This is a genomic window from Aquimarina atlantica (genome assembly GCF_000626715.1).
GTDB classification, from domain to species: domain Bacteria; phylum Bacteroidota; class Bacteroidia; order Flavobacteriales; family Flavobacteriaceae; genus Aquimarina; species Aquimarina atlantica.
On sequence record NZ_AQRA01000005.1, the window covers coordinates 362,562 to 388,865 of the forward strand.

Below are 26,304 nucleotides of genomic sequence, written 5' to 3' on the forward strand. Positions count from 1 at the left end.
AACTCTAGGATTATGAGCGAAAAAGAAATAAAAAACCATGGGACTGAGCATAGCCTAAGTCTAGAAGAAATCTTTGAGCAGAGAATTGCCAGAGATGAAAAGATCGAACCTAAAGATTGGATGCCAGAAAAATACCGAAAAACTCATATTCGGCAAATTTCTCAGCACGCACATTCCGAAATTGTTGGAATGCTGCCAGAAGGAAACTGGATTACCCGTGCACCCTCTCTAAGACGTAAAGTAGCTTTATTAGCAAAAGTTCAGGACGAGGCAGGACATGGATTGTACTTATATAGTGCATGTGAGACCTTAGGGATTTCTAGAGAAGAACTATATGAACAATTGCATACCGGTAAAGCAAAATATTCAAGTATATTTAATTATCCAACAGTTACCTGGGCAGATATGGGAGCAATTGGCTGGCTGGTAGATGGTGCTGCAATTATTAATCAAGTGCCACTATGTAGTACTTCTTATGGACCCTATGCAAGAGCGATGATTAGAGTATGTAAAGAAGAGAGCTTTCATCAGCGTCAAGGATATGAAATAATGATTACGTTGGCAAATGGTAGCCCAGAGCAAAAAGAAATGGCGCAAGATGCATTAAATAGATGGTGGTGGCCATCGTTGATGATGTTTGGACCTACAGATGCAGAATCTGTACATACAGCTCAATCAATGAAGTGGAAGTTAAAAAGAAAAACTAATGATGAATTACGCCAGCAGTTTATTGATCAAACAGTTCCGCAAGCAGAATTAATCGGACTTACTATTCCTGACCCAGACTTAAAATGGAATGAAGAAAAAAAGGGATACGATTTTGGTAAAATAGATTGGGACGAATTCTGGCAAGTAGTAAAAGGTCATGGCCCTTGTAACAAAGAGCGTATGACAGCTAGAGTTAATGCCTGGGAAAAAGGAGAATGGGTAAGAGATGCAGCGATGGCATATGCCAAAAAGCAAGAAGATAAAAAGCTTAAAAAAGCAATATAATAATTCTGAATTCAGAATTTAAAATTCATGATTATGAAATGAGCCATAACAATTAAAGTTGATACCAAACGAGATATTAAATGGTGAATTCCATCTGACAATTAAAAAACAATAAAAAAAGAACAGATGAAAAATAACTGGCCACTTTGGGAAGTGTTTGTAAGAAGTAAAAATGGTTTAGAACATCGTCATTTTGGTAGTATTCATGCAGCCGATGCAGAAATGGCTTTAGAAAATGCCAGAGATGTATATACACGAAGAAATGAAGGAGTAAGTATATGGGTAGTAGAGTCTAAACATATCACAGCATCAAATCCCGAAAACAACGGAGAATTATTTGAACCCGCTCAGGATAAGGTGTATAGACACCCTACATTTTATACACTACCTGATGAAGTAAAGCATATGTGATTTTTACAATGGTGAAAATTACAATTCCCGTGAATACGGAAAACGTACTATTTTGAAATTAAAGTTATTTAAATAAGATACCCATCATTACGGGCAGTATTATGAAAAACGAAAATAAAATACAATATATCTACGGTATAGCAGATAATGCTTTGATCCTTGGTCAGCGATTATCAGAATTATGTGGCCATGGACCAAACCTGGAAACAGATATCGCAATGACTAATATGGCATTGGATCTATTAGGTCAGACGCGAAGTTATTATCAATACGTGGCTCAGCTTTCTGGAGATGGGAAAACTGAAGATGATATTGCTTTTTTGAGAATAGAAAGACAGTACAAAAATGTGCTTCTTGTCGAACAACCAAACAGACACTTTGGATATGTGATTACAAGACAGTTTTTTTATGACGCTTTTCACTTACTATTGTTAGAAGAATTGCAAAATAGTAATGATGAAACAGTAGCAGCAATTGCAAAGAAAGGAATTAAAGAAGTAAGCTATCATCAAAGATTTTCGTCAGACTGGATGAAAAGATTAGGAGATGGTACAGAAGAAAGTCATCAAAAAGTTCAGGAAGCAGTTGATGATCTGTGGAAGTATACAGATGAACTATTTCATATGACAGATGATGATAAGATGGCTGTAGAAAATGGAGTTGGAGTTAATACTGCTGCTTTACGAGAAAAATACGACCAAAGGATTAGAGAAGTATTTGAAGAGGCTACGATCACCATACCAGAAACAAAATGGTTTCAGAAAGGTGGTAAACAAGGTATTCATAGTGAGCACATGGGATACTTGCTTTCAGATTTGCAATATATGCAACGTACTTATCCTAATATGAAATGGTAAAGTAATACAGAATACCGAACATTTAATATTGAATGATGAAGAGAAATAAAACTTCAACCTTGGATATTCTAAATTCGATATTCCATAATTTATTATGACAATAGAACTTGAGCAACATATTGATCCGAAACTGATTCCAATTTTGGAAAAAGTCCATGACCCCGAAATTCCGGTATTGTCTATTATGGATATGGGAGTAGTTCGCTCTGCTCAAATGATAGAAACAATTGCTCAGATTACAATAACTCCCACATATAGTGGTTGTCCTGCAATGGATGTAATTGGAGATGATATTATTAATGCTTTTGCAAAAGAAAGTATAGAAGCCAAAGTTTCTTTGGTTTTATCGCCAGCTTGGACCACCGACTGGATTACACCAAAAGGTAGAGAAGCACTAGAAAAATACGGGATTGCTGCCCCTTTAAATGAGAAAGCTGATAAAGAAGCATTACTTGGGGGTAAAAAAATAGTAAAATGTACCCAATGTGGCTCGACAAACACAAAAATGATAAGCCAGTTTGGTTCTACAGCATGTAAAGCACTGTTTCAATGTAATGATTGTTTAGAACCTTTTGATTATTTCAAATGTCTCAAATAATGATGCTCGGATTAAGAACAATAATATACAAAGTTAGTGATCTGGATAAAGCCAAAAAATGGTATTCAGATGCATTTAATACCAAACCCTATTTCGACGAACCTTTTTATATAGGATTCAATATAGGAGGATACGAACTCGGATTACTTCCAGAAGAAGCCTCTTCAGAAACAAAATCGGATAACGTACTTTCGTACTGGGGTGTAGAAAAGATAGATGCAACATACCAAAGGTTACTCGATTTAGGAGCTACCGAACACGAAAAACCAACAAATGTAGGAGGAGAAATCGTAGTAGCTACAGTTAAATGCCCATGGAATAATATTATCGGAATAATTTATAACCCACAATTCAAAATAGAGAATTAAATATGCCTTCAATCGAATTGCACATTGAAAATGGAGTAGCGAGAATAACGTTAAACCGCCCAGATACTTTTAATAGTTTCAATAGAGAAATGGCCTTGTTATTACAAAAAACATTAGACGAGTGTAATACTAATGATGAAGTAAGAACCATTATGCTTATCGGAAACGGGAAAGCATTTTGTGCAGGACAGGACCTTAAAGAAGTAACTTCTCCCGAATTGAACCCTGGTTTCAGAAAAATATTAGAAGAACATTATAATCCAATAATCAGCCGTATTAGAACTATCGAAAAACCTATTGTGGCAGCAGTAAATGGAGTTGCTGCCGGAGCAGGAGCTAATATCGCTTTGGCGTGTGATATTGTTGTAGCTTCGGAGGGGGCAAGCTTTATCCAGGCGTTTAGCAAGATAGGACTGGTTCCTGATAGTGCAGGGACCTTTTTTCTGCCCAGATTAATTGGTTTTCAAAAAGCTTCTGCTTTAATGATGTTAGGTGATAAAGTAAGTGCAAAAGAAGCAGAGCAATTAGGGATGATATATAAAGTGTTTGAGACAGAAACCTTTGGAGTAGAAGTGACGAAGCTAGTTTCAAAATTAGCTCAAATGCCAACCAAAGCTTTAGGATTGACTAAAAGATTATTGAATCAGTCATTAGTAAATACACTCGATGAGCAATTAGCAATAGAATCAGACCTACAGATAGAATCTGCAGAAAGCGAGGATTATGCAGAAGGTGTAAATGCATTTATTGAAAAAAGAAAACCCATATTTAAAGGTAAATAAATAGAAATATCCAATAACGAATAAAAGAATCACTTGTGAATTTGAAAATTCAAAAAAGGAACGAATCAAGTTATAAATATTGATAAGTTAGAATTAATTATAAAAGAAAATAATGAACTCATAGCGATTTTCGTATCTAGTATTCGAACATCGCAAAATAAAAATAAGTAATGAATGCTAATAGGACTTACTGAAAATAAATAGTTCAGTATTCGATATTTACCATTCGATATTCGAAATTAATTATGATTGTTGGAGTAATAGGATCAGGAACAATGGGAAGTGGTATTGCACAGGTAGCAGCTACTTCTGGTTGTAAAGTAAAAGTATTTGATACAAAGCAAGAAGCACTAGATAGAAGTAAACAAGCTTTAGAAAAAATTCTTTCCCGTTTGATTGAAAAAGGAAGAATTGATCAAACTGAGAAAATGCGTATTCAAGGTAATATTTCTTATGTAGATTCTTTAAAAGACCTTAAAGATGCAAACCTCACTATCGAAGCTATTATAGAAGATCTTGATATTAAAAAGAAAGTATTTTCTGAACTAGAAACATATGTTGCAGAAGATACAATTATAGCATCTAATACCTCCTCTTTATCTATAGCATCTATAGCATCTTCATTACAAAAACCAGAGCGATGTATAGGAATTCATTTTTTTAACCCTGCTCCGTTAATGAAATTAGTCGAGGTAATTCCTGCAGTACAAACTTCAACTCAGGTTACTGATAAGGTGGTAGAGATTATTAATGGTTGGAAAAAAGTAGTAGCCTTAGCAAAAGATACTCCTGGTTTTATTGTAAATCGTGTAGCACGACCATTTTATGGAGAATCTTTACGTATTTATGAAGAAGGCCTGGCTGATATTGCGACTATAGATTGGAGTTTAAAAACTTTAGGAGGATTTAGAATGGGGCCTTTTGAATTAATGGATTTTATAGGAAACGATATCAATTATACGGTTACAGAAACTGTGTTTAAAGCATTTTACTATGATCCTCGATACAAACCCTCTTTTACACAAAAAAGATTGTCTGAAGCGGGATATTTAGGAAGAAAATCAGGGAAAGGATATTATGATTATAGTGATACTGCAGTAAAAGATACGCCCAAAGAAGATAAAGTATTAGCAGCGTATATTTTTAATAGAGTATTGGTAATGTTAATTAATGAAGCGGCAGATGCATTGTTCTGGAATATAGCTTCGGCAGAAGATATTGATAATGCAATGACTAAGGGTGTAAATTATCCAAAAGGATTATTAGCCTGGGCAGATGAAAAGGGAATTGACTGGTGTGTTACTATGCTAGATAATCTCTATAATGAATATCATGAAGATCGATATAGATGTAGTCCGATACTAAGAAGAATGGCAAAAGAGAATAGAACTTTTTTTAGCAAAAAATTAGTTGCAGATAATTAATCTACCGGTATGATAAAATCAGAAAGAATTCCTCATAAGATGTTGTCTCAAGACGCTTTTAGCCAATGGTTGGGTGTCGAAATTATCGAAGTCGAAAAAGGAAGATGTAAGGTAGGGATGACGATTAGGAAAGAAATGCTCAATAGCATGAGTAAAGCCCACGGAGGAATATCCTATAGCTTAGCGGATACAGCTTTTGGTTTTTCTGCAAATACCCATGGCAAATATGCTGTATCTATAGAAACTTCGATAAATCATATCGAGGCATTAGAAGAAGGGGATTATTTAACAGCAGAAGCTACAGTTGATATTACCAAAACCAAAGTAGGCTTCAATATTGTAGAAGTTAAAAGAGGTGATGATATAGTAGCACTGTTTAAAGGAGTAGTATATAGAACCAGTAAAGACTGGGAAGAATAAATAGAAAACCGTAAAATGATAAATATAAAAGTGGTTCAGATATATGAGATTACACTTTAGAATTTATGATTTAACATTTAAAATTTAAACTTTTGAAAGAAGCATATATAATAGACGGAGTTCGTACTCCAATAGGAAGTTATAAAGGAACATTATCAGCAGTAAGAACTGATGATTTAGGCGCTTTGGTAATAGAAAAACTAGTGGCAAATAATCCAAGTATTCCAAAAGATGCTTATGATGATGTTATTATGGGGTGTGCTAATCAGGCTGGTGAAGATAATCGTAATGTAGCCAGAATGGCTGCATTATTAGCAGGACTACCTTTTACTGTTCCCGGAGAAACGGTAAATCGTTTATGCAGCTCGGGGTTATCTGCAATAATTCATGCCAATAGAGCAATCAAAGCGGGAGACGGTGATCTATTTATTTCGGGTGGAGTAGAAAATATGACACGTGGCCCATATGTGATTGCAAAACCATCATCTGCCTTTGGTAATGACTCCAAAATGTATGATTCTAGTTTTGGATGGCGATTTGTAAATCAAAAAATGCATGACCTATACGGTACAGATGGTATGGGAAATACAGCAGAGAACCTAGTCGAGAAATATAATATATCCAGAGAAGATCAGGATGCATTTGCGTATTGGAGCCAGATGAAAGCAACCAATGCTCAGAAATCGGGGAGATTGGCTAAAGAAATTACTACAGTCGAAATCCCACAGCGTAAAAAAGATCCCATCCTGTTTTCTGATGATGAATTTGTAAAACCAACTACTACCAAAGAGGTATTGGCAAAATTGCGTCCAGCTTTCAAAAAAGAAGGTAGCGTAACAGCAGGAAACTCTTCGGGATTAAATGATGGAGCAGCGGCTACAATTGTTGCATCAGAAGATGCAGTTAAAAAATACAACTTAAAACCACTAGCTAGAATAGTAAGCTCTGCAGTAGTAGGAGTAGAACCTAGGATTATGGGTATCGGACCTGTTCAGGCATCTAATAAAGCTTTGGAAAAAGCAGGGATTACGATGGATGATATTGATGTCATAGAACTTAATGAAGCCTTTGCCTCACAAGCGTTAGCGTGTATACGAGAATGGGGATTAGAAGATGATGACCCAAGAATAAATCCTAACGGCGGATCTATTGCGATTGGGCATCCATTAGGAGTAACAGGTACCAGGATTGCGTATTCTGCCGCTTTAGAATTACAACAACAAAATAAACGATATGCGCTAATCACAATGTGTGTGGGAGTAGGGCAAGGATACGCTTGTGTAATCGAAAATACAAATGTCTGATCTATGAAAAAACTAGAAAGCTACATAAACGGAAAATGGACTTCAGGTTCTGGAGATGGAATCGTAATGCACGATGCTATTACAGGTGAAGTTATTGGGACATCTACAACCGAAGGGTTAGATATTCCCGAAGTGTTACAATACGGTAGAGCAAAAGGAGGAGAAATCCTTCGGAAAATGACTTTTCAGCAACGTGGTAATATGCTTAAAAAATTGGCATTATATCTTACCAAACGCAAAGAAGAGTTTTATGAACTAAGTTATCGTACAGGAGCAACCCGAGTAGATAGCTGGATCGATATTGAAGGAGGTTTTGGTAATCTTTTTGCCAATGCTTCTTTGCGAAAACTATTTCCTAATCAGCCTTATCATGTAGAAGGAGACCCTATAGACTTGTCTAAAGGAGGACGGTTTATGGCGCATCATATTTTAGTACCCAAAAGAGGGGTTGCAGTACATATCAACGCTTTTAATTTCCCTATTTGGGGAATGCTTGAAAAATGTGCTGTTAACTGGATGGCAGGAGTACCAGCAGTGGTTTTACCTGCACCACAAACCGCATACCTAACAGAAGCAGTAGTACGAGTAATTATAGATTCGGGAATACTCCCCGAAGGCGCATTACAGTTACTTAGCGGGATGACCAAAACGATTCTGGATACTGTACAATCTCAGGATGTCGTAACTTTTACAGGTTCTGCGCGGACAGGAAGGATCCTTAAAGCACATCCAAGACTTATAGAAGAATCTGTACCCTTTACTATGGAAGCAGATTCATTAAATGCTTCTATACTAGGAAAAGATGCTGTGCCAGGGACACCAGAATTTGACTTATTTGTCAAAGAAGTTCGAAAAGAAATGACTGTGAAATGTGGCCAAAAATGTACTGCAATTCGTAGAATTATTGTGCCTTCAGAATTGGTTGAAGATGTACAAATCGCATTAGGACAACAGTTGGATAAAGTTACTGTAGGAGATCCAAGATTGAAAGAAGTTCGAATGGGAGCTCTAGCCAGTAAGCAGCAAGTAGAAAGTTTTAAGAATAATATCTCCGAAATAGCTAAAACTGCTCAGATCGTATATGGTGATTTAGATAAACTTGAAACTGTTGGAGCTGATGCTCAAAAAGGAGCATTCGTAAGCCCGATTTTGATGCGAGAAGATAATCCATTCAAAAATACAAATGCGCATACCATTGAAGCATTTGGACCAGTAGCTACTATTATGCCTTATGATACGCTGGAAGATGCTATTACCTTATCCCAGATGGGTAAAGGATCATTAGTGTCCTCTATATTTACATATGACGATAAAATTGCGAAAGATTATATCGTAGGTGCAGCTTCTCATCACGGACGTATTTTAGTCGGCAATCGAGAAAATGCGAAACAAAGTACCGGTCATGGTTCTCCATTGCCATTGCTTACGCATGGAGGTCCCGGACGTGCTGGTGGTGGTGAAGAAATGGGAGGAATGCGAGGAATTAAGCACTTTATGCAACGTTGCGCAATACAGGGAACACCGACCACACTTACAGAAGTAACCGGTATTTATCAGGCAAATTCTGCATATAAAGAATCAGAAAATCACCCGTTCTCATATCATTGGGAGGATATTGAACCGGGAATGTCACTAAAAACTCATAAACGTACTGTAACCGATACCGATATCATTGGTTTTGCAAATCTTACCTGGGATCATTTCTACGCGCATACCGATATCACATCTTTAGATGGGAGTATTTTTGAAAAACGAACAGCACATGGGTATTTTATCCTGGCAGCTGCAGCGGGATTATTTGTATATCCAAATAAAGGCCCGGTAGCAGCTAATTATGGATTAGAAGAATGTAGATTCTTAAGACCAATCTATCATAATGATACAGTATATGTTAGACTAACCTGTAAAGAAAAAGTAGATCGCGATGTTGCAAGTGCAGAACATCCTAGTGGTATTGTAAAATGGTTTGTAGAAGTATTTGATACCGAAGATGAGTTGGTAGCTATTGCCACTATTTTAACAATGGTACAGAAAAAGCAAACCTCTCTTGTAGAAATGACTGAAGCAAAAATTCAGGAATGCTTATCTAAACTATCTGCAGATGCCAAACCAAAATGGGGAATGATGACTCCACAGCATATGATAGAACATCTGGAGTATACCTATAGAATTGCTTCAGGAGAAATTCAGGATTTCGAAATTGCAACACCAGAAAAGATTTTAGATAAAGTACATAATAGCTTATATAATTATGAACCTTTTCCTAAAAATACAAACTTTCCATTGCTTAAAAAAGGAGAGTTAGAAGATTTAAAACATCCTGATCTAGAAACGGCTGTAATAAAACTGAACGAAGCTAGAGAAGCATATAAAGCATATTTTAAGGAAAATCCAGATGCACTATTAAAAAATATTGTTTTCGGAGAATTGAACAAATATGAATGGTATCTGTTAGAAAGAAAACATTTAAATCATCATTTTGATCAATTTGATCTTTTAGGCTAAGTAGTTTAGAAAATAACATATAAGTCTCACAGGTTTTGAAAACCTGTGAGGTTTTAGAAGAAAAAAATATAATATAAAAACCGAACAATGTAAAATAGTAAATGATAAAGTTTTAAAGCAATGCTATCTACTTTAAACTTTTAGATTTTACATTTAAAATTTGATATTTATTTTGACACAACCATACGTAAACATAAACATAGAAAATCAGGTAGGAATTATTGAATTTTTTCATCCTGCGCATAACTCCTTACCAGGAGATATTTTGACTAAGCTTGCTCAAACCATTACTGATGCGGGTACTAATGATGATATCAAGGTCATTGTATTAAAAAGTGGAAAAGACAGAACGTTTTGTGCCGGAGCCAGTTTTAAAGAGTTGATTAATATTAATGATGCCGAAACCGGGAAAGTATTTTTCTCTGGTTTTGCCAATGTAATCAATGCGATGCGTAAATGCCCCAAATTTATTATTGGGCGAGTACAAGGAAAAACTGTTGGAGGAGGAGTTGGATTAGCTTCTGCAACCGATTATTGTATGGCAACAAAATATGCATCCATAAAATTAAGCGAACTTAATGTAGGTATAGGACCATTTGTAGTAGGACCTGCAGTAGAGCGTAAAATAGGTTTGTCTGCAATGACACAGATCGCAATTGATGCCAATTCGTTTTATGATGCAGAGTGGGCTAAAGATAAAGGGTTATTTACCAAGGTTTTTGAAGATATAGAAACATTAGATGCCGAAGTAAAAGCTTTTGCAGAACATTTATGTACATACAATCCAGAGGCAATGAAGGATATGAAACAAGCATTTTGGAAAGGAACAGAAGATTGGGATACGCTTTTGGCAGATAGAGCCGTAATTAGCGGAAGATTGGTACTTAGTGATTTTACAAAAGAAACCTTGAAAAGATTTAAATAAAATAGTAATTACTGCACTGAGCTTGCCAAAGTGTAATCAAAATTTATAGACCTCACAGGTTTTAAAAACCTGTGAGGTCTAAGAAAATAAGAATTTAAATAGATTAATGATTTACAGTTTTAAAGGATATATACCCGTAGTACACGAAAGTAGTTTTGTACATCCATTGGCGGCAGTGACCGGTAATGTGATCATTGGTAAAAACTGCTATATCGGGCCAGGAGCAGCGATACGTGGGGATTGGGGTGAGATTATCCTTGAAGATGGAGTTAATGTGCAAGAAAATTGTACGGTACATATGTTCCCTGGTAAATCTATTGTACTCAAAGAAAGTGCGCATGTAGGGCACGGAGCGGTAATTCATGGAGCAAATTTGGGACGTAATTGCTTAATTGGGATGAATACTGTGATTATGGATGATGCAGAGATCGGGGATGAATGTATAGTAGGAGCAATGTCTTTTGTGAAAGCAAATACGGTTTTTCCAAAACGAAGTTTGATTGTTGGTAATCCGGCAAAGGTAATTAAAGAAGTAAGCGATGAAATGATAGCCTGGAAAACAAAGGGCACGCAGTTATATCAACAATTACCAGCAGATTGTTATGAGTCACTAAAAGAAGTAGAACCTCTAAGAGAGGTTCCGGAGGATAGAGGAAGGCAGGAAGCATTTTATAAAACGCTTGAGGAGTTTAAGCGAAAATAGATCATTACGAATGTCGCATTGAGTTGTCACACTAAGCTTGTCGAGGTGTTGCCGAAATGTAACATAAGCGAATAAAATTAATATAAATAAACTAACAAACATTTGTTAACCGAAATGTCGACAGTAGAATTAAAAATGCCCAAAATGGGTGAAAGTATATCAGAGGCTACCATTCTTAACTGGTTAAAGAATGTAGGTGATACGGTAGAAGAGGATGAAACAATTTTAGAAATAGCTACAGATAAAGTAGATTCTGAAGTGCCTTCTCCTTGTAATGGAGTGATAACAGAAATACGGTATCAGCCTAATGAAGTAGTAGAGATAGGGCAGGTAATTGCTGTTATCAATGCCGATGCGGTATCTGCGACATCGCATCAAAAATCAGAAGCGACAGAAACTACTGCTGAAAGATCACAAAAAAAACCAGAACCATCTGCTCATACAGAATCAAGGACAACAAGTAGTTCTGATTTTAAAAACCTAAATCTAGGTGAAAATGATGGCTTTTTATCTCCTTTGATCATTAGCATAGCTCAAAAAGAAAATATTACTATAGAAGAACTGCAGAGTATTACGGGTACAGGAATAGATGGTCGTATACGCAAAAGTGATGTAATGCAATACCTAAAAAACAGAAAATATCCACTACCTAGCAGGCCGCAACCATCAACGCCAAAATCAACTTATAATGCACCTCCGATCTCGTTTGTAGAAGGTAAAGACCGCATTGTAGAAATGGACCGTATGCGCAAAATGATAGCAGATCATATGGTGTATTCTAAACATACTTCGCCTCATGTGACCAGTTATATCGAAGTTGATGTAACCAATATTGTGAATTGGAGAAATGAAGTAAAGGTGAAGTTTCAGGAAAAACATGGAGAAAAATTAACATTCACTCCAATTTTTGTAGAAGCGGTTGCTAAGGCAATTCAGGAATATCCAATGATTAATGTTTCTGTAGATGACAAGAAGATTGTGGTACATAACGATATTAATGTCGGTATGGCAACTGCACTGCCTAATGGTAATTTAATCGTTCCGGTGGTTAAAAATGCAGATGAAAAAAACCTACTTGGATTGGCTAAACGTGTAAATCATTTGGCGAATAGTGCAAGGAGTAATGCTTTAAAACCAGATGAAATACAAGGAAGTACTTTTACCATTTCTAATGTAGGAACCTTTGGGAGTTTGATGGGAACACCAATCATTAATCAACCCGAAGTTGCAATTCTGGCTTTAGGGATTATTAAAAAAAGACCAGAGGTAATTACTACAGAAAATGGAGACGAAATTGCAATTAGAAGTATGATGTATTTATCATTGTCTTTTGATCATAGAGTAGTAGATGGGTTTTTAGGAGGATCATTTTTACGTAAAGTAGGTGATGAACTGGAAGCTTTTGATATAAATAGAGAAATATAATAATCAATACATGCACAAGGGATAGAAGCAGGCTACCATGTAGCGCGAATAGCCCGACCCCGAGAGGTACGATTCGGGGATGTGCCCAAAACAAATACTAATGGAGCAGCAAATCAAAATTACAACAACATCGGATTCAAAATTAAAGGATATTGATTTTGACAATATTCCTTTGGGTAAAGCCTTTACCGATCATATGTTTATCTGCGATTATGAAGATGGAGCGTGGCAAAATCCACGTATCGAACCATTAGAATTCATACCGACGCATCCTGCAGCAATGGCTTTGCATTATGGACAGGCAATTTTTGAAGGAATGAAAGCTACAGTAGGAAAAGATAATACTCCACTGTTGTTTAGACCAGAAGAAAATGCAAAACGATTTAATCATAGTGCTGCCAGAATGGGGATGCCTTCTGTACCCGAAGAGCTTTTTGTAGAGGCAGTAAAGCAGATTGTAGGTGTAGAATATGGTTGGATACCACCGCAAGAAGGAAGTGCATTGTATTTGCGCCCATTTATGTATGCAGATGAACCTTTTATTGGGATGCGTGCAGCAACAAGTTATAAGTTTATTGTGATCTGTTCTCCTGCCGGACCATTCTTTACCAAAAAAATAAGATTGTATGCTGAAACCAAATATATAAGAGCTGCAGACGGAGGAACAGGTGAAGCAAAAGCAGCAGGTAATTATGCTGCTGCGATCCTGCCTACAGAAAAAGCTAAAGCCAAAGGTTATGACCAGGTATTGTGGTTAGATGCTAATGAGCATAAGTACATTCAGGAAGTAGGAACTATGAATATCTTTTTTAAGGTAGATGGTAAGTTTATCACTCCGAGTACCAATGGGTCAATTCTAAAAGGAATTACTCGTGATAGTGTAATCACTTTACTAAAAGATAAAGGTTTTGAAGTAGTAGAGCGCCCAATTACAATTGATGAGGTTATTGAGTTCTCGAAAGAAGGAAAATTAGAAGAGGCTTTTGGAACCGGAACAGCAGTTGCTATTGCCATGATAGAAGCTATCGGATATAATGAAGAATTAATCACATTACCCGATACAAACCCTGTAAGCCAGGATATGAAAAATACTTTGGATGAGATCAAAGCTCAGAAAAGAGAAGATAAACATGGTTGGATTACACCTGTGTCTATTAAAGAGAAAGTGAAATAATTAGAATTTACGAATTACAAATTTGGATTTACGAAGGATAAGATAATTAGAATGTTATTTAAGGAAGAATTTTAGTTGTTTCAGTGTTTTACAATAGTTAAAAAATATCGATAACAAGTGAAATCAAAAATCGTAAGTCGTAGATCAAAAATTGATTTAAAATGTTAGCTGAAAAGACCATAGCAAAAGAAGTATTAGAAAAAGCATTCATGACACTCTGTACGGCTAAGTCGATGACAGAGTTGTACGAAGAAAACTTCAAAACAGTATCTAAATATGTGCACGCAACCTCAAGGGGGCATGAAGCAATCCAAATAGCTACAGCTATGCAGCTATTACCTCAGGATTATGCGTTTCCGTATTATAGAGATGATTCGATGTTATTGGGGATAGGAATGCGCCCTTATGATTTAATGTTGCAATTACTGGCTAAAAAAGAAGATCCTTTTTCGGGAGGTAGAACCTATTACTCACACCCCAGTTTGCGTGATGAGGATAAACCAAAAATCCCGCACCAATCATCAGCAACAGGAATGCAGGCCATACCTTCTACGGGAGTAGCATTAGGGATGCAATACAAAGAATTGGTGGGTTTAGATGACAAATCATTAAAAGATAAACCTCTGGTAGTGTGTTCTCTTGGAGATGCTTCGGTAACCGAGGGAGAGATTGCAGAAGCTTTTCAGATGGCTGCCTTAAAGCAATTACCGATTTTGTATCTGGTACAGGATAATGGTTGGGATATTTCTGCAAATGAGGAGGAAACCCGTGCGCAAAATGCTTTTGAATATGCAGCAGGATTTAATGGATTAGAAGCGATTTCTATCGATGGAGCTAATTTTACCGAAAGTTACCTGGCAATACAAGAAGTAATCAAAACCATTAGAGAAGAAAGAAGACCGATCCTGGTGCATGCCAAAGTACCTTTGCTAAATCATCATACTTCGGGAGTGCGAATGGAATGGTATCGAGATGATCTTGAAGAAGCTCGTTCTCGTGATCCATATCCGGTATTGAGAAACCAATTACTTTCATCTGGTTTTACCAAAGATGAAGTGCTGGCTATAGAAGCAAAAGCAAGAGCAGTAGTGGCCAAAGATTTGGATGAAGCTATGAAAGCCGAAGATCCAAAACCAGAAGACTTATTTACTCATGATTTTGCCCCTACACCAATTACAGAAGAGAAAGGAGAACGATCCCCTGCTGATAAAGAAGAAGTTGTGATGGTAGATTGTGCTTTGTTTGCTGTAGAAGAATTAATGAAGGAGCATAAAGAATGTTTGTTATATGGACAAGATGTTGGGGGAAGACTAGGAGGAGTTTTTAGAGAAGCAGCTACATTAGCACAAAAATTTGGAGACGAGCGTGTGTTTAATACGCCTATCCAGGAAGCTTTTATTGTTGGTTCTACTGTGGGGATGTCTGCCGTTGGTTTAAAGCCTATTGTAGAAGTACAGTTTGCCGATTATATCTGGCCAGGACTAAATCAACTATTTACAGAAGTGAGCAGGTCATGTTATTTATCTAATGGAAAATGGCCGGTATCGATGATTCTGCGAGTTCCGATTGGAGCTTATGGTAGTGGAGGGCCTTATCACTCCTCTTCTGTTGAATCTGTAGTAACTAATATTCGTGGAATCAAGATTGCATACCCAAGTACTGGAGCTGATCTTAAAGGATTGATGAAAGCCGCATATCATGATCCAAATCCTGTAGTTATTTTAGAGCACAAAGGACTGTATTGGTCAAAAGTAAAAGGAACCGATGCTGCCAGAACTATAGAACCATCAGAGGATTATATATTACCTTTCGGTAAAGCTAATGTTGTACAACGTATCTGGCCGCAGGATGAAAAGGAAACCATGACGATCGTAACCTACGGTATGGGAGTACATTGGGCGCTTAATGCTACAAAAGGTATGAAAGATGTAGTCGAGGTTATCGATTTACGTACATTGTATCCTCTGGATGAAGAAACCATTATGGAATCGGTAAAGAAAACCAAAAAATGTCTTGTAGTTACCGAAGAACCTACTAATAATTCTTTTGCAAGAGCATTATCGGGTAAAATCCAGGAAGAATGCTTTAGATCTCTGGATGCTCCTGTGATGACTATTGGATCAGAGAATATGCCAGCTATTCCTTTGAACAGCACTTTAGAACAAACTATGATTCCTTCTACCGAAAAGGTAAAAGAGAAAATAGATGAATTGTTAAAGTATTAAACGATTTGATAATAAAAAATATACCCTGGTAATTTAGATGTAAATTACCAGGGTATATTTTTTATCCCCACATACAGAATCTGCCATTGCATTCTCCAATGCCACAAATATTAAGACTTATTCGGCAACATAACTCTCCTTTCTGATAACAATCCGATATACGACTTTTTGATCCATTAATAGATTTTTGAACCGCTTTATTCAGTTTTTTTACTCCATTTACGTTTATGATATTTTTCATTTTTAAAGGTTTTAAGAGTTTATATTTATTTAAACTAAAAATGAAAGTGTAAGGTATTGATAATAAGTGGTTTTTGTTTAATACGATGTAATATGATTATGTTAAGAAATTGAATTTTATGACAAATAAAGCGGTGATTTCACTATAGAAATCACCACTTTACGTTCTCATATCGAAAATCAGATTCTTTTTTTGAATATAGGTTGTTATTCAGATATTCTATATGGTTTTAGTTCTTCAAAGAAGATGTCATCATTAGGAACATCAAAATCCATACTTTTAACATTTAAGTTATTATCAGTATTGAATTTTACGGTTCCAAAACTAAACCAGGCATGTTTCTTATCCCAAACAATTTCCCAAACGTCATGATGCCAGTGCCGCAGCGTAGCAGATAAATCTGGAGTATGTTCAAATTTCATACGTAACTGGTCTTTTTCTAACGAGATTTTAATTTTTCCGTAGATATCAGACCTATAATCTCCTACTATTTTAGTTGGTGCAACAGAAGGTTTGGTATTTAACTCTCTTTTTTCTTTTCTTGTAGAGATTCGAGTGTCTTTTTTACCATTAGTATTTGCCTTTTTCAATAGTTTGGCAGACCAATCGATAGATGCTGTACCTAGAAATTGATCTAAAGCGTGGTAAGTTGCGGCTCTAATCGGGCTTTTCATACCATTAGTAAGTACTACAACCCCTAGATTTTCATCAGGAATTAAAGTAACTGCTGTAATCATCCCATCAAACCCTCCTGTATGAGCAGCACTAAGCCTTCCTTGATAATCACTTAACCCCCATCCTAATCCATAGCTACTAAAATGCTTATTGAAATCATTTTTTGAAGTGTGATCTACTCTATAATTGTTATGAGGTGTCCAGATTATATTTCTGGTGTTTTTGGTAAGTAAGGTATCTTTATCGATACGACCGTGGTTTAGATTAAAGATCATCCATTTAGAAACATCTTTAACACTAGAAATAAGCCCGCCCATAGCTCCTATTTCTTCCCAATCTACCCAGTCGATAGGGATGTTTTTATCATTTTCACGACCATGCGGGGTGGCATAATTCTTTTTTGTATCGAGCTTTTTATATGATGTTATGGTTCTATCCATTCCCAGAGGATCTAGAATTCGTTCTTGTACATTTTCTCCCCAACTTTTTCCGGTTACTTTTTTTATAATTTCTCCTGCAGTAATGTACATCACATTAGAGTATCCAAATCCAGCTCTAAAATCATGTGTTTTAGGAAGGTATTTAATTCTTTTTATTATTTCTTCTGATGTTAGGTTTGCTTTATACCAGATCACATCACCACTAAATGTGCCAAGCCCTACACGATGACTTAATATATCTCTTATGGTAACTTCATTGCTTACCCATGGATCGTAGAGCGCAAAATATGGTAGATGCTTCTTTACTTTATCATCCCAGTTTAGCTTTCCTTCCTGTACCAGCATCCCGATAATAGTAGCTGTAAATGCTTTAGAATTAGATGCAATAGCATACAGCGTATTCTCATCAGGTTTTTCATTTTTTCCTTTTTCTTTTACCCCGTAACTACCACTGAAAACCAGTTTTCCATCTTTAACAATTCCAATAGAAACACTTGGGATATCCCAGTCTTTTGCCATTTTAGCATAATATTCATCTAACTTTTTAAGATCAACTGTAGTGTCTGTTTGACTTAATATATTCGTTGTAGAAATCAGTAATACTGTAAATAACAGCAATAGTTTTTTCATGATATTAATTTTAGATAGTGTTTTGTGTGTTTTGAAAGGTAAATATAATTTATTTTAGGATGATACTAGAATGTTGTATCTCCTTTACACTAATATTCAAAAGATGATCGGGTATATAAGCAGTTTTGTCTAATCACGAATTATAATTGGGTATACAGAGAGCTATTTTTTCAATAGTTTTCTGAAGGCTTCAGCATTGCCATGAAATAGATCATAATCAACATCTCCCTTGATTCCTTTTAAGTTTTTAAGGTCTGTACGTTGCCAGATAGTCCAGCCTTCACTTTTCCAGGTGTTAGGAACTTTCGGATCTTCTTTGGTATACGCAGCAATCCACAATTTATATTTTGCAAAATCGGGATGATCAAGGTATTTAACACCAAAATAAAAATTAGAATAGATAATTGGGGTTACTCCCCATTCTTTTTCTACTGTTTGTAACCAGAGTAAGGTATTTTTTTGGTATTCTTTTTTGGTTACTGGAGCTTGAATCCCTAATTCTTCGAGATCTAAAACAGGAGGTAAATCTCCTGGCTCTAATGTATCTACTGCGGCTATAAAATTTTGAGCTTGCTTTGTAGGATCATAACCGGTTTGATAAAAATGATAAGCACCTCGATAGATGCATTTACTTTTTGCAGCTGCTCTGTTTGTTTTAAACATAGGATCTTTAAAATCATCACCTTCTGATGCTTTGATGTACACAAAATTAACACCGTCTTTCTTAATATCATTCCATTTGATATCTCCTTGGAAATGAGAAACATCCATTCCTAAAATAGAAGGATCTGTTTCGAGTCTTTGATTTTCTGAAGTACACAAATTGTTTTTATCTGTTGCACAAGAAAATAATACTAACGATAGTGTAAAAAGTTGAATGGTAATTTTTTTCATGAATTCTATTGGTTACGTCTTAAGAGTATTTAATTGTTTAAATTTTAGGTTAGTGTGGATCATGAGTTAGATCTTTGCCAAGTTTTTTTAAATTTTCCTCCTGAGCTTCTTCAATTTTACTTAATCCAGAAAAATGAAAAAACTTCTTAAGTAAGAAACTCATGAGATAAAAATATAATAGTGGCAGAATAAGGAAAAGAACAATGAGGTTACTAATCATGTTTATGATAAGTTTCATCAATTCTTTTTTACCTTCTTTTAAAATTTCAAAAGCTTCAGAAAATCCTTCTTCTGCATCAACGCTAACATCTTCGACTTTATCAACAACTGCATCTTCAACTTTTTTAAAAATGCCTATACCTTTATGACCTTTTTCTTTAGCTTTCTCTAATTGCCTGTTTTTTCGAGCTTCTTGTTTTGATTTAATATGCTTTTTCTTTGCATCATATTTATTTTTAATAGATGAAAGATGCTCGTGTAACGAAGAACCAAGACTTAATTCCATAGTGTTAGATACATAGTGTATTCCATTAACATATAAAGAAAGCCCTGGGTTAATGAGCAATGCTATCATAAGTAGTTTTAAAGCTGTTTTTTTATATTTTTCGAAGAATATGCCTATAAGAAAAATCAAAGGAAGTACTTTAAAAAGTAATGATTTACCCATATTCACCAAAATAGTTTGAACTGCGATTACAATATTGGCAAAGGTTAAATAATTGATGGCCCGTGTAAAAATATCAGAAAGTTCTGTTGCCAGCCCTCCAACTAAGAGAATGCCCGAATTGTCAATACCTGCAGTAATACTTTTTAATTCCATGGCAACGCCAAGACCCAACATCATATCTGCATTAATATTAGATAAAAAATCAATAGCTGGAGCTACTAGTATATTGCTGAATCCCAGAATGATAATAATCAAAGAGATGATGATAACCCAGATTTTATCATTTTTAATAAGACTGGATAGTGTTTGGTTAATATCCATAGCAGTAGTAAAGTTGGTTTATTTTGTGTAGTTTAAAGGTAGAGAATTTTTGAAGTAAATTGTATAGGTATTTATACGTAATTATTGTGAATGTATTTGTATAACAGTGATTGCTATTTATCTATATTTTTCATGAAATGGAGCCTCACTTAATTATATAAATAAAGCCCCGTTACTTCTTATATGTTGTAACAGGGCACTACTACATCATTTATCAAAAATGCGATGTCTGTCATTTTTACTTTCTACTCCTTTTACTTCTGGAGGGTATAATGCTTTACTCATCGCTGTGATGTAATTAGATAGCCATTTTGCTAGTATTGTTGATATTTTTCTTTCTTTATTATTGGTAAGTTGTGTTTTCATATTATTAAATTTTAAACTGTTATTTATGTGCCTGGTAATGATGCATATACAGGTGAGTTGATTTTTTTAAAAGAATTTGAGTAATTCTCTATTCGTTCTTTTATTGTATAGCTCATGTCGTAACAATATCTATCGAGATTACTCGTATTAGTTGATTTGAGACGAAGAGTAATACTCATAGTTCCTGGTTGTACAATGAACTTTTCTGTTGCTGTGGTTTTACATAAAAACCATTGTGATTCATCATTTCTCATGATTGTTGTTTTTAAAGATTAATAGAGCTGATAAGGCTATCTTATCAGTTTTTGTTTTTTTATGTTATATGTTAATTATGGTATGGGTGAGCTGTAAATTGATGGTAATTAGATGATTGAGGAATACCGTATTCCTTATGATGTTTTACCAGAATATCCTTCAAAAATTTCTATATTGCTTATTCCAATTACAACTATAAAAGATGGATAGTATATCGACAATTATTTTAGCTTTATCTCTTATTATTATAATGTTAGGAATGGGATTATCGCTGGTTGTTGATGATTTTAGAAGAATATTTATATATCCTAAAGCAATACTGTTAGGATTGACCAATCAAATACTAATTTTACCAGTATTAGGATTTGCATTAGCATCTTTATTTCCTATTCAACCCGAGATCGCAATCGGAATTATGATTTTAACTGCGTGCCCGGGCGGGCCAACATCTAATTTGATATCTCATTTGGCAAAAGGAGATATAGCATTATCTGTTACTCTTACTGCATTAAGTAGCTTTATTACTATTCTAACTATACCTTTTATTATAAATTTTGCACTTCTTCATTTTTTGGAAGAGGGGCAAATGATTAAATTAGATGTAGTAACAACTATTGTTCAGATATTGGTAATTACTATTATTCCTGTAGGTATAGGTATGTTAATCAGAAAATATAATGAACGATTTGCTTTAAAAATGGCTAAACCCGTTCGACGAGCTTCTGGAATTGTACTTATACTTGTAATTGCAGGTATCACAATTAAAGAAAAAGATAATATTGTGTCGTATTTTCGACAAGCAGGAATGGTTGCCTTATGTTTAAATGTTATTACAATGATTGTGGGGTATTATTCTGCTAAATTATTTAGTATTAAAGATAAAAGAGCGATATCAATCGCAATAGAGTCAGGAATCCAAAATGGAACTTTAGCAATAACTATTGCTGTTGTCTTGCTTGAAAATACTTCGTTTGCAGTTGCTCCTGCAGTGTATAGCTTATTAATGTTTTTTACAGGAGGTATTGCTGTTTATTTAGGGATTAAGAAAAGTAATACTCAAGAAAATTAGCAGTACCGATCCCGCAGTGCGGGATGTACATCCAAGAGACAGTAGGATGTACTAGCAATTGTGCTACAGTACATACTATATGATATTGGTTCTGGTAGTAGAACCTTATACATTAGTTTTTTCAATATGTCAATGAACCTTATCAACAAAAAAAGACGCCTTATTAGGGCGTCTTTTTTATATCTTATCTGTTTATAAGTTATACTCTTATAATTCTCTTTTGTATATAATAGACACCTTTTATGTTCACTCCAGAACAATACCTTGATTGTTTACTAAAAAAACGGGTTAGTATATGTTGTGAATTACTTGGTGTCATTTCTAATTTTTTAGTTAAATATATGCTATCAATACTAATTTGGATTGATAATTGTTTCGATGCAAAGATCAAAACATTTTTTTAAAAACCAAATGTTTTTTTAATTTATTTTATTGGTAATCAGGTTGTTATGTTTGTTTTTAGGCATGAGAATTCCTGTCCGTTTTTCAACAGATTTTGGATATTCTTGCAATTGTCTGTCTCCCTGTTGCTTACTTTCCAAATGATATTTTTTATGTGCTAATTAGTTTCTATACATCTGTCTAATTTTTTTACTGAGTTTATTCGAATTATTTAATTTATCAGAGTAAAATGTGTTGCTACTATATAAGGTTCTATTCTTTAATAGGATTATTTCGACTAGATTTTTGTGCTTGTTTTATATCAAAAAGATGAATAAAAAAAGCGTCCAATTTCTTGGACGCCTGAGTTATATTTAGTTTTTGTTTTAAATCATTTCAAAAAAAATCAAAAATAGCTATATAGCATCCTATATTGTAAGGATAATGTATGTATCCTACGAGACCCACATTGTTTATACAATGTTTTAGGATTAATATGTAGTCTATTATTTCTCATTTTGTTATGCAAATATTAATAGTTTCTTTATTGTTTTCCAAATATTTATAGAAATTAACTCTATTTTCACATACCTATTTCTTAATTCCGGGTAATCTATTAGGTTTTTTGGTTTGCCAATAAAAAGTTTCTGCTTTTTGTTTTTTTGGCCACACTTCATCCAATGTATTTGCATTATACACTCTTCCATTTTTAATAACATGAGTTAGTGTATTTGTGTTTCTGATATTTTCTAATGGGTTTTTTGATAAAATTAAAATATCGGCTAGTTTTCCGGCCTCAATACTTCCCAAGTCATTATCTAATCCCAATGCTTCAGCACCAAGTGTCGTAGCAACTCTAAGCGCATCATGATTTTTCATTCCGCCACTACCCACAGACCATAATTCCCAATGAAACCCGAGACCTTGTAATTGTCCATGACTTCCTATTCCTGCCAAACCACCTGCTTCTACCAAGTCTTTCATAAATGCTGCGTGTTTTTTAAATACATGTTCTTCTTCCATAAACCAGCCTGGTCTTCTTCTTGATTTTTGTGCTAATTCTTCATAAGGTGTGAAATATTGTATTTTTTGATCACTCCAAACATTCTCACGTGAGTAATAATAATTTTCTGCCCAGGGGCCACCATAGGATACTAATAGAGTAGGTGTTACTGCCATTTTAGAATCTGCTACGGTTTTTACAACATCTTTATAGATAGGGTAAATAGGTAAGGAGTGTTCATGACCGGGATAACCGTCTAGGAGCTGGGTCATATTTAGTTTAAAATCTAATCCTCCCTCTGTAGTTGGCATTAGTTTTAATTCTTTTGCTGCCATCATAATCCATTGTCGGTGTTTACGATTACCCACCAAATACATTTTGATACTCTTGGTATTATAATATTCACTATACTGTTTTAGTATATCTTTGGCATGATCCAGGCTTTCGACTTGATATTTCCAAAACCCAACTCCCGGACCAGTACTATATACACGTGGGCCATGGATCATACCAGATTCTACCATATCACTATAAGTAAGCACATCTGTTGTAGCGGTTTGCGGATCCCTGGTAGTGGTAACACCATAGGCCAGATTCGCAGAATACATCCATACCTGGTTTTTATGTATGCCCCAATTAGGCCACATATGAGCATGGGTATCAACGAATCCAGGAACTAATGTTTTTCCAGAAACATCAATGATTTGGGTACCTGTAGGAATTGTTAAGCTTCCCGAAATACCAATAGCTTTAATCCTATTGTTCTCTATAAGAATATCTCCTTTTTTGATAACATCATATCCTTTCATAGTAACAATATGACCTCCTTGTAATAATAAAGTGCCTTTAGGAATATCCTTTTTATAATTTACTTTAATTTTAAATTCCTCAGCTTCAAATTTTAGATCTTTCTTTTTTTCTTCATTTTCTTTCTTGTCTGTTTTTGTAGTATCAGATTTTCTCTCTGTTTCTTTAAGTTCTTCTTCTTTTTTCTTGGCAGCAGTTAAGCTATCAGTAAACTTTTTCCCTGCTTCCAGATCATACCTAAAATGACTTGCACCTAAGGACCAATGTACTTTTTTGCTATTCGAAGACCAGGTAGGAAACTCGCCTCCCATAATGGTTAATTTCATAGCAGGAAATGCAGCTCCGCTAACTTTAGCGACAGAAACCGAAGGTGTTTTACCATATCGAGGAATAATTACCGTATAAATATCATTATTAATTAAAGCGAGTGCAGTTTTTCCATCAGGAGAGATTTGTATTTCTGATGGTTTAGAAGCTTTACTTTTATCACGCCACCCTTCTTCTGCAGATGGTAGTGCATTAGAAATAAAACTATTATGGTTACTTTCATGATGATCTTTACCAAAAATATCTTGAGAACCATAAGTAGTGATTCCGGTTAATTTTAGATGCTCTTTTTCATCAGATCCATCCCAACGAATAGAAATTAGCCCTTTTTCATTGCTACTTAGATAAATACGATTATCTATTTTGGTAAAATGAGGATTTTGCCTTCCTTTTGTTTTATCTATCATATTGATAGCACCTCCATTAGCATTTATCCATACTAAATCTTCTTGTGCTCTATTTGAAAATGGATTAATTGCATCATCATACGTTTGAGCTACTCCTCGATGAAATGCAATTCTATTTGAAGAATAAGACCAGGAAGGTTTTGTATAAATACCTGGTTGTTTGGTTAATTGTACAGGTGCAGAACGACCATCATGACTTACTTTAAATAAATGACCGCCTCCTTGTTTCCAGGTAGTGAATACAATATGTTTTCCATCGGGAGACCAGGTAGGTTGCGCTTCTATAAAATTATTTGTAGTTAAACGCCTGGGAGTACCATTAGGTAAACTCATTACATATAATCGATTCAATGCAGTAAATGCCAGTTTCGAACCATCTGGTGAGGGCTTGGCGTCACGAATCTGAGTTGCCAATACATTTTCTGTATCTTTTATAGGGTATTTGAAAGCTAGTTTTGGCCCTAAATCAAGTCTTACATCAACTTGAAAAGGAATTTCTTTGGCAGTGTTGTTTTCTACGGAAACAGCATATATTTTTCCGCCATACGAAACAATCAGGTTCTTATTATCAGGAGTAAACGACATTGCCGGAAGTACTCCCAGAGGAGCAATCGATTCTTGCTCATCTCGTTGAACCGGGTATGCTAACCATCGTTCTTTTCCTGTTTTTAAGTTTCGCAATACAAGCCCGGTTTCTTCTTCAAAACGAGTACCATACACTAACCAATTGCCATCATTAGATAAAGTAGGAGTAAAAGCAGAACCATATCGAGAAGTTATTACTGCCATATCACCATCTTCCATGTCATAAGTCCCTATTTGATATTGTGGTAATTGTGCATTGTAGTTCCATGAACCTTTACGCTGAGAGAAGTACAACAATTTACCATCTGCACTAAAAGCAGGATCAATAGCTTTAATATCTTTAGGTTTATCAAACAATTGACCCCCAGAGCCACCTTCTTTATGATAAATATGTAGTTTAATATTTCTACGTCCTTTACCTCCTACAATATATTCGCCATCGGTAGTCCATTCCGCAGAAAAGAAATTGTGCTTTTCTTCTTTGGTAATCTGTTGATCTTCTTTGGTAGCAAGATCCAGAGTCCAGATATTATCAGAACCACTTTTATCCGAGATAAAAACCAGAGATTTACCATCAGGGCTATATCGGGGATGTACATCATATGCCATACCACTAGTAATTTGAGTTGCCTTACCACCACTAATTGGAATGGAATAGATATCTCCCATAAGATCAAAAACAATAGTTTTTCCATCCGGACTTACATCTAGCGAAATCCAGGTTCCCTGATCAGTTGTAAAAGATATTGTACGTTCAGGTTCTAAAGGAAGCTCCTTAGTTGCTTTTTTGATCGAATCTTTTTCTTTTTTAGCATTTTGAGAAAATGTAGTGAGCGTACATAAAAATAAAAATAGGGAAGTAACCCTTAAAATGATGTGTGAATTCATTGATTGAGAATGTTGAATTATTTTGAAAAGTAAATATAAACAATAAATTGATGAGCGTTGTTCTTGTTCAAGCCCCTAAATACTAAAGTTTTGTGAAATATATTACCTTTTTAAGTTCTCTAAAAGGAAATTAAAAAAGATCATCTTTAATGAAGTCATCAAACTGATATATATCAAAAAAATAGTTGATAAATATCAGGATTTGGGTTGATTAATTCGAGAATTTGAATGATG

Annotated in this window: 24 protein-coding genes; 16 read left to right on the forward strand and 8 right to left on the reverse strand. The window is 35.1% G+C overall.

Features of this window, described 5'->3' with window-relative positions; translation table 11 throughout:
* The first annotated feature begins 12 nt into the window (after positions 1-12).
* The 15 genes from paaA to ATO12_RS12925 all read left to right on the forward strand — a co-directional run bounded on the left by paaA (position 13) and on the right by ATO12_RS12925 (position 16,114).
* A complete protein-coding gene (gene paaA, locus ATO12_RS12855) occupies positions 13-993 on the forward strand; it encodes a 1,2-phenylacetyl-CoA epoxidase subunit PaaA (RefSeq protein WP_034242469.1) in 981 nt (326 codons plus the stop codon).
* A 126-nt stretch (positions 994-1,119) separates the two neighbouring features.
* Positions 1,120-1,404: a 1,2-phenylacetyl-CoA epoxidase subunit PaaB gene (paaB, locus tag ATO12_RS12860; protein WP_025667674.1), complete on the forward strand. Its 285-nt coding sequence runs from the start codon at positions 1,120-1,122 to the stop codon at positions 1,402-1,404.
* A 101-nt stretch (positions 1,405-1,505) separates the two neighbouring features.
* Positions 1,506-2,261, forward strand: a complete 756-nt coding sequence (gene paaC, locus ATO12_RS12865; protein WP_034242471.1) for a 1,2-phenylacetyl-CoA epoxidase subunit PaaC — start codon at positions 1,506-1,508, stop codon at positions 2,259-2,261.
* Positions 2,262-2,355: 94 nt separating this feature from the next.
* The gene (gene paaD, locus ATO12_RS12870; RefSeq protein WP_034242473.1) at positions 2,356-2,859 is read left to right on the forward strand and encodes a 1,2-phenylacetyl-CoA epoxidase subunit PaaD; all 504 of its coding nucleotides are present in this window, start codon (positions 2,356-2,358) and stop codon (positions 2,857-2,859) included.
* Positions 2,859-3,227 carry a VOC family protein gene (locus tag ATO12_RS12875; RefSeq protein ID WP_240486131.1) on the forward strand — a complete coding sequence of 123 codons (369 nt, stop codon included), beginning with the start codon at positions 2,859-2,861 and terminating at the stop codon, positions 3,225-3,227. Before paaD ends, ATO12_RS12875 begins: the two co-directional genes overlap by 1 nt.
* Positions 3,228-3,229: 2 nt before the next feature.
* A complete protein-coding gene (locus tag ATO12_RS12880; protein WP_034242477.1) occupies positions 3,230-4,009 on the forward strand; it encodes an enoyl-CoA hydratase-related protein in 780 nt (259 codons plus the stop codon).
* Positions 4,010-4,254: 245 nt separating this feature from the next.
* Entirely contained in the window at positions 4,255-5,433 is a 1,179-nt protein-coding gene (locus tag ATO12_RS12885) for a 3-hydroxyacyl-CoA dehydrogenase NAD-binding domain-containing protein (RefSeq protein ID WP_034242479.1), read from the forward strand.
* A gap of 9 nt (positions 5,434-5,442) precedes the next feature.
* The gene (locus ATO12_RS12890) at positions 5,443-5,853 is read left to right on the forward strand and encodes a PaaI family thioesterase (protein WP_205625239.1); all 411 of its coding nucleotides are present in this window, start codon (positions 5,443-5,445) and stop codon (positions 5,851-5,853) included.
* A gap of 92 nt (positions 5,854-5,945) precedes the next feature.
* Positions 5,946-7,157 carry a 3-oxoadipyl-CoA thiolase gene (pcaF, locus tag ATO12_RS12895; RefSeq protein ID WP_034242480.1) on the forward strand — a complete coding sequence of 404 codons (1,212 nt, stop codon included), beginning with the start codon at positions 5,946-5,948 and terminating at the stop codon, positions 7,155-7,157.
* A 3-nt stretch (positions 7,158-7,160) separates the two neighbouring features.
* A complete protein-coding gene (gene paaZ / locus ATO12_RS12900; protein WP_034242481.1) occupies positions 7,161-9,662 on the forward strand; it encodes a phenylacetic acid degradation bifunctional protein PaaZ in 2,502 nt (833 codons plus the stop codon).
* A gap of 172 nt (positions 9,663-9,834) precedes the next feature.
* A complete protein-coding gene (locus ATO12_RS12905; RefSeq protein ID WP_034242482.1) occupies positions 9,835-10,587 on the forward strand; it encodes an enoyl-CoA hydratase/isomerase family protein in 753 nt (250 codons plus the stop codon).
* A 106-nt stretch (positions 10,588-10,693) separates the two neighbouring features.
* Entirely contained in the window at positions 10,694-11,290 is a 597-nt protein-coding gene (locus ATO12_RS12910; RefSeq protein ID WP_034242483.1) for an acyltransferase, read from the forward strand.
* Positions 11,291-11,434: 144 nt separating this feature from the next.
* Entirely contained in the window at positions 11,435-12,715 is a 1,281-nt protein-coding gene (locus tag ATO12_RS12915) for a dihydrolipoamide acetyltransferase family protein (RefSeq protein WP_240486132.1), read from the forward strand.
* A 100-nt stretch (positions 12,716-12,815) separates the two neighbouring features.
* Positions 12,816-13,889 carry a branched-chain amino acid aminotransferase gene (locus ATO12_RS12920; protein WP_034242485.1) on the forward strand — a complete coding sequence of 358 codons (1,074 nt, stop codon included), beginning with the start codon at positions 12,816-12,818 and terminating at the stop codon, positions 13,887-13,889.
* Between the two features lie 161 nt (positions 13,890-14,050).
* Complete coding sequence (locus ATO12_RS12925; RefSeq protein ID WP_034242486.1) at positions 14,051-16,114, forward strand: alpha-ketoacid dehydrogenase subunit alpha/beta; 2,064 nt, start codon at positions 14,051-14,053, stop codon at positions 16,112-16,114.
* 61 nt (positions 16,115-16,175) lie between these two features.
* On the opposite strand, the gene ATO12_RS25805 is transcribed toward ATO12_RS12925, so the two are convergent.
* From ATO12_RS25805 to ATO12_RS25810, 6 genes are all read right to left on the reverse strand, one after another.
* Entirely contained in the window at positions 16,176-16,355 is a 180-nt protein-coding gene (locus tag ATO12_RS25805) for a hypothetical protein (RefSeq protein ID WP_131248830.1), read from the reverse strand.
* A 206-nt stretch (positions 16,356-16,561) separates the two neighbouring features.
* Positions 16,562-18,100: a serine hydrolase gene (locus tag ATO12_RS12930; RefSeq protein WP_034242487.1), complete on the reverse strand. Its 1,539-nt coding sequence runs from the start codon at positions 18,098-18,100 to the stop codon at positions 16,562-16,564.
* Between the two features lie 162 nt (positions 18,101-18,262).
* Positions 18,263-18,994 carry a glycoside hydrolase family 25 protein gene (locus ATO12_RS12935; RefSeq protein ID WP_051575809.1) on the reverse strand — a complete coding sequence of 244 codons (732 nt, stop codon included), beginning with the start codon at positions 18,992-18,994 and terminating at the stop codon, positions 18,263-18,265.
* Positions 18,995-19,043: 49 nt separating this feature from the next.
* Complete coding sequence (locus ATO12_RS12940; protein WP_034242488.1) at positions 19,044-19,982, reverse strand: ATP synthase subunit B family protein; 939 nt, start codon at positions 19,980-19,982, stop codon at positions 19,044-19,046.
* A 207-nt stretch (positions 19,983-20,189) separates the two neighbouring features.
* Positions 20,190-20,348: a hypothetical protein gene (locus tag ATO12_RS26095; protein WP_165583376.1), complete on the reverse strand. Its 159-nt coding sequence runs from the start codon at positions 20,346-20,348 to the stop codon at positions 20,190-20,192.
* A gap of 23 nt (positions 20,349-20,371) precedes the next feature.
* Positions 20,372-20,602, reverse strand: a complete 231-nt coding sequence (locus ATO12_RS25810; RefSeq protein ID WP_131248831.1) for a hypothetical protein — start codon at positions 20,600-20,602, stop codon at positions 20,372-20,374.
* A gap of 203 nt (positions 20,603-20,805) precedes the next feature.
* Here ATO12_RS25810 and ATO12_RS12945 point away from each other — a divergent pair, with 203 nt between their 5' ends.
* Positions 20,806-21,672, forward strand: a complete 867-nt coding sequence (locus tag ATO12_RS12945; RefSeq protein WP_034242489.1) for a bile acid:sodium symporter family protein — start codon at positions 20,806-20,808, stop codon at positions 21,670-21,672.
* A 419-nt stretch (positions 21,673-22,091) separates the two neighbouring features.
* Here ATO12_RS12945 and ATO12_RS26590 read toward each other — a convergent pair whose 3' ends face one another.
* Positions 22,092-22,214, reverse strand: a complete 123-nt coding sequence (locus ATO12_RS26590) for a hypothetical protein (protein WP_262482586.1) — start codon at positions 22,212-22,214, stop codon at positions 22,092-22,094.
* Between the two features lie 430 nt (positions 22,215-22,644).
* Positions 22,645-26,070, reverse strand: coding sequence for an amidohydrolase family protein (locus ATO12_RS12950; protein WP_034242490.1), 3,426 nt, complete (start codon positions 26,068-26,070; stop codon positions 22,645-22,647).
* Positions 26,071-26,304 lie beyond the last annotated feature (234 nt).